The following is a 4,246-nucleotide window of genomic DNA, read 5'->3' on the forward strand; positions in this document are numbered from 1 at the left end:
CAGCGGTGCAGCCGGCGCGGCGGCCGTTCCGCACAACCCGCCCGGGTACGCTCGGCCCGCCGCCCCGGCTGCACCGCTGCCGGCCCCCCGCCGGTCCCGGTCCGGGCTGTGGCTGGTCGCCATCCTGGTGGCCGTACTGGTCCTGCTCTGCTCCGGCGTGATTTCCTACAACTTCCGGAAGAGAGACGGGTCCGGCGACACCGGCGCGCTCGCTCCGGTGAGCGTGACCTCCGGCGCGCTGCGGCCCCACGGAGGCGACGATCTGGCCCTGGCGTCGTACCGTCGGGTGGTACGGCTCCAGCCGGGTGGCGGCGAGACGACGACGAGCGAAGGACGAGAGACGCGATGACAGCGCAGGCCCGCCTGCTCGGTGGCAGGTACCAGGTCGGCGAGCTGCTCGGCTACGGCGGCATGGCGGAGGTGCACCGCGGCCGTGATCTCCGGCTCGGTCGGGACGTCGCGATCAAGATGCTCCGGGCCGACCTGGCCCGGGACGCCACCTTCCAGATGCGGTTCCGCCGGGAGGCGCAGAACGCCGCCTCCCTCAACCACCCGGCCATCGTCGCCGTGTACGACACCGGCGAGGAGACCGCGGCGACCGGCGAGACGCTGCCGTTCATCGTGATGGAGTTCGTCAACGGGCGGACCCTCAAGGAGGTGCTCGGCGCCGAGGGGCGGCTCCAGCCGCGCCGGGCGCTGGAGATCTGCGCCGACATGTGCGCGGCGCTGGATTTCAGCCACCGGCACGGCATCATCCACCGGGACATCAAGCCGGGCAACGTGATGCTCACCCAGACCGGCCAGGTCAAGGTGATGGACTTCGGCATCGCACGGGCCCTGGCCAGCGGCGCCACCACGATGACCCAGACCAGCGCCGTGATCGGCACCGCGCAGTACCTCTCCCCGGAGCAGGCGCGCGGCGAGGCGGTGGACGCCCGCTCCGACGTGTACGCGGCCGGCTGCGTCCTCTTCGAGCTGCTCTGCGGGCACCCGCCGTTCGTCGGCGACAGTCCGGTCAGCGTCGCGTACCAGCACGTGCGGGAGGCGCCGCCGACGCCGAGCTCGATCAACCCGGACGTCAACCCGGCGGTCGACGCGATCGTGCTCAAGGCCCTGTCGAAGAACCCGCTCAACCGGTACCAGAGCGCCGGCGAGATGCGGGCGGACCTGCTCCGCGCCGCCGCCGGCCGGCCGGTGATGGCCACCCCGGTGCTGCCGGTGGACGAGACCGCGCCGATGGCCCCGGCCGCCGCGGCCGCGGGCTACCAGACGCAGGTGATGGGGCCGCAGACCCGGCAGCAGGTACCGGCCGCGGTCGGTGACCCGCGCAAGCGGAAGAGCTCGTCGTGGGTGATCGCCACCTTCGCCGCGCTCGGCGTGCTCGCGGTGATCGCTCTGGTCGCGGCCCTGCTGCTCAACCAGAGCGGTGCCGACAAGGTGGCGGTGCCGGATCTGAACGGCAAGACGGGAGATGCTGCCGCGGCCCTGATCCGGCAGGCGGGGCTCACTCCGCAGCCCGGTGATCCGGTGCAGAACGCCACCTGCGCGAAGGGCACGGTGGTCGGTCAGACCCCCGCTCCCGGTACCCAGCTTGAGAAGAACCGCGAGGTCATCTACCAGGTCTGCGGCGGCCCGAAGCTGGTGACCATTCCCTCCGTGATCGGCAACCCCTACGACAACGTCAAGCAGCAGCTCGAAGACCTGAACCTCAAGGTCGATCCGGAGTACGTGAACAGCGGCGAGCCGAAGGACACCGTCACCAAGATCGACCCGGGCGTGGGTGAGAAGGTCCAGGAGAACTCGACGGTCAAGGTCCAGGTGTCCAAGGGCAACATCGCCCAGGTGCCGGACGTGGTCGGGCTGCCGCAGGATCGGGCCATCAAGCGGCTGGAGGAAGCCGGCTACAAGTGGAAGATCCGCAAGGGGGACGAGGTGCCGGCGGCCGAGGCCGGGAAGGTCGCCGACCAGACCCCGAACGCGGGCATCAACCTGAAGAAGGGTGAGACGGTCACCATCGAGGTCACCGTCCCGCTGCCCGAGGAGACGGCGTCGCCGGAGCCGAGCGGAAGCTCGCCTACCCCGACCAGCACGCCCACCGCCCCCGGTGGCGGGGGTGGGTGGCCGATCCCGACCACCCCACCGGGCGGAGTCGCCCCCGAGTGACGCCCCGGGCGGACCGGCGCTCGTAGCGCCGGTCCGCCCGACGCCCCGCGTCCATGCCCGGGCATGACCGTACCCGGGCCGGCACCGGTCGAGGTGGATCCACTCCAGGTCGCCGACATTGCGGTGTCCGGATCATCGGGATACCGCAACATCGCCGAAACGGAGTCGATCAAGCGGGGAGCCAGGCGCTCCACGGACCGAGAGCCGGCAAGAGTCGAGCAGGCCGAGCGGTGAGCGGCGGCGAGCGCCGTCAAGTCGCGAGCGTCGTCAGGCGGCGGCGAAGGCGGCGCGGCGGCGGGCGTCCACCGCGGCGGCCAGCTCCGGCGCCCGCTCCAGCGCCTCCGGGAAGCCGCAGACGGCGAGCCAGTTCGCCAGCATGAGGTGCCCACCCTCGGTGAGCACCGACTCGGGGTGGAACTGGACGCCCTCGACGGGCAGGGTGCGGTGTCGCATCGCCATCACCACCCCGGACTCCGTCCAGCCGGTGACCTCCAGCTCGTCCGGCAGCGTCTCGGGCAGGACGGCGAGCGAGTGGTAGCGGGTGGCGGTGAACGGGTTCGGCAGCCCGGCGAGCACCCCGAGCGAGTGGTGGCGTACCTTCGAGGTCTTGCCGTGCAGCAGCTCGGGCGCCCGGGTCACGGTGCCCCCGAACGCCTCGCCGATGGCCTGATGGCCCAGGCAGACCCCGAAGAGGGGCAGCTTGCCCGCGTACTCCCGGATGACGTCCAGGCAGATGCCGGCACGATCCGGGCTGCCTGGCCCCGGCGAGAGCAGGACGCCGTCAGCCCCGACCCGGCCCACCTCGGCGACGTCGATCTCGTCGTTGCGCCGCACGTCGCAGTCGACCCCGAGCTGGCCGAGGTACTGCACCAGGTTGAAGACGAACGAGTCGTAGTTGTCGATCACCAGGACGCGCATCGGGTCACCTGCTGGGGGTGGAGGGCGGAGTGTTGTTCGTCTCCGTGTCGTACGGGATCTCCTCATGGCTCGGAGTCGCGCTGGGCACGGTGAGTCCACCGGGGCCGTCAGCCGGCACACCCGAGTCCTGGGTGACCTGGACGTCGTCGAAGGGGAGCAGCGGCTCGGCCCATGGGAAGACCACGATCCAGAGCAGGGCGACCGCCGCCACGGCGAGCAGCACCGAGCCGGTGATCTTGCCGGCCAGCCCGTAGGGAAGCTTGCGCCAGATCCACGCGTACATCGTCAGCCTCCCAGCTCCGGTGGGCGACCCGCCGACTTGGCCAGCTCGTGGTCCAGCCGGGCGTGGATGATCAGCCGCTGGTAGTTGTCGAACTTGGGGTTGCAGGTGGTCAGGGTGAGCAGCTTCTCGGTCGGCGTGGCGCCCGGCTTCATCGGCACCGGCGCCACCACCTCGACCTGGGTCGGCTTGACGATCCGGGTCTTGTAGACCTTGTAGATGTACCACTCGGTCTTGCCCTCGACGACGATGTTGTCGCCGTTGCGCAGCTCGTCCAAGCGCCAGAAGGTGGCCCGGATGCGGTGCCCGGCGACGGCGAAGTTGCCCACCTGGCCCGGCATGGCGCTCTTCGGGTAGTGGCCCGGGGCGTACCGGATGTCCTCCTGGGTGACGCCCTCGACCACGATCCAGTGCTTGTCGAGCTTCGGGATGTAGAGGCCGGCGACCGGCTTGCCCTCCGCCGGCGGCTTCGGGTCCTCGCTGGGGCCGGGCGAAACCGTCGGGTCGCCGGTGGGCCCCCACTCCTGGGCCAGCTGGCTGCTGAGGTCGTTCTGGTGGGCGTCGACGATCACCGACTTGCCCCAGATCTCGTACCCGGCGAAGAGCAGCACCACCAGGCCGAAGGTGATCAGCACCTCGCCGGTGACCCGGACGCCGGTCCGGAGCCGGGACGCGAAGGAGGGGCGGGTCAGCTCCGAGTAGACGCTCTTGTACCCCTCGCCGGTCTGCTCCGGGCGCAGCTGCACCACGCGCTCGCCCCGGCGGGGGTGGGGCGGCTCGGCCGGGGTGTCGGCCTGCTCGGCATCGCCGCTGTCCCGGACGGGCGGTACGGCACCCATCAGCGCGGTCGAGTCCATGGCGGGGGTGGCCGGCGGGGTGCTGGCG

General features: G+C 71.4%; 4 protein-coding genes and 1 pseudogene. 2 read left to right on the forward strand and 3 right to left on the reverse strand.

Going from position 1 to position 4,246, the window contains the following annotated elements; translation table 11 throughout:
* Positions 1-349 (forward strand): annotated as a pseudogene (locus DKL51_RS00250) (serine/threonine protein kinase); the annotation flags it as partial.
* Positions 346-2,163 carry a Stk1 family PASTA domain-containing Ser/Thr kinase gene (gene pknB, locus DKL51_RS00255; RefSeq protein ID WP_109947617.1) on the forward strand — a complete coding sequence of 606 codons (1,818 nt, stop codon included), beginning with the start codon at positions 346-348 and terminating at the stop codon, positions 2,161-2,163. The pseudogene DKL51_RS00250 and the gene pknB, both read left to right, overlap by 4 nt.
* Before the next feature lie 267 nt (positions 2,164-2,430).
* Here pknB and DKL51_RS00260 read toward each other — a convergent pair whose 3' ends face one another.
* The 3 genes from DKL51_RS00260 to DKL51_RS00270 form a co-directional block, all read right to left on the reverse strand.
* Positions 2,431-3,081: an aminodeoxychorismate/anthranilate synthase component II gene (locus DKL51_RS00260; RefSeq protein WP_124811600.1), complete on the reverse strand. Its 651-nt coding sequence runs from the start codon at positions 3,079-3,081 to the stop codon at positions 2,431-2,433.
* 4 nt (positions 3,082-3,085) lie between these two features.
* On the reverse strand, positions 3,086-3,364 hold the full coding sequence (locus tag DKL51_RS00265) for a hypothetical protein (RefSeq protein WP_109947619.1): 279 nt from the start codon (positions 3,362-3,364) through the stop codon (positions 3,086-3,088).
* Between the two features lie 2 nt (positions 3,365-3,366).
* A partial coding sequence (locus tag DKL51_RS00270; protein WP_260428311.1) for a class E sortase occupies positions 3,367-4,246 on the reverse strand: 880 nt, incomplete at its 5' end.

Origin of the sequence: Micromonospora globispora, assembly GCF_003857015.1 — a bacterium.
Taxonomy (GTDB): domain Bacteria; phylum Actinomycetota; class Actinomycetes; order Mycobacteriales; family Micromonosporaceae; genus Micromonospora; species Micromonospora globispora.

Coding starts and splice junctions, on each gene's coding strand:
- DKL51_RS00260 (WP_124811600.1), bottom strand. CDS start 3,081: ATGCGCGTCCTGGTGATCGACAACTACGACTCGTTCGTCTTCAACCTG.
- DKL51_RS00265 (WP_109947619.1), bottom strand. CDS start 3,364: ATGTACGCGTGGATCTGGCGCAAGCTTCCCTACGGGCTGGCCGGCAAG.
- pknB (WP_109947617.1), top strand. CDS start 346: ATGACAGCGCAGGCCCGCCTGCTCGGTGGCAGGTACCAGGTCGGCGAG.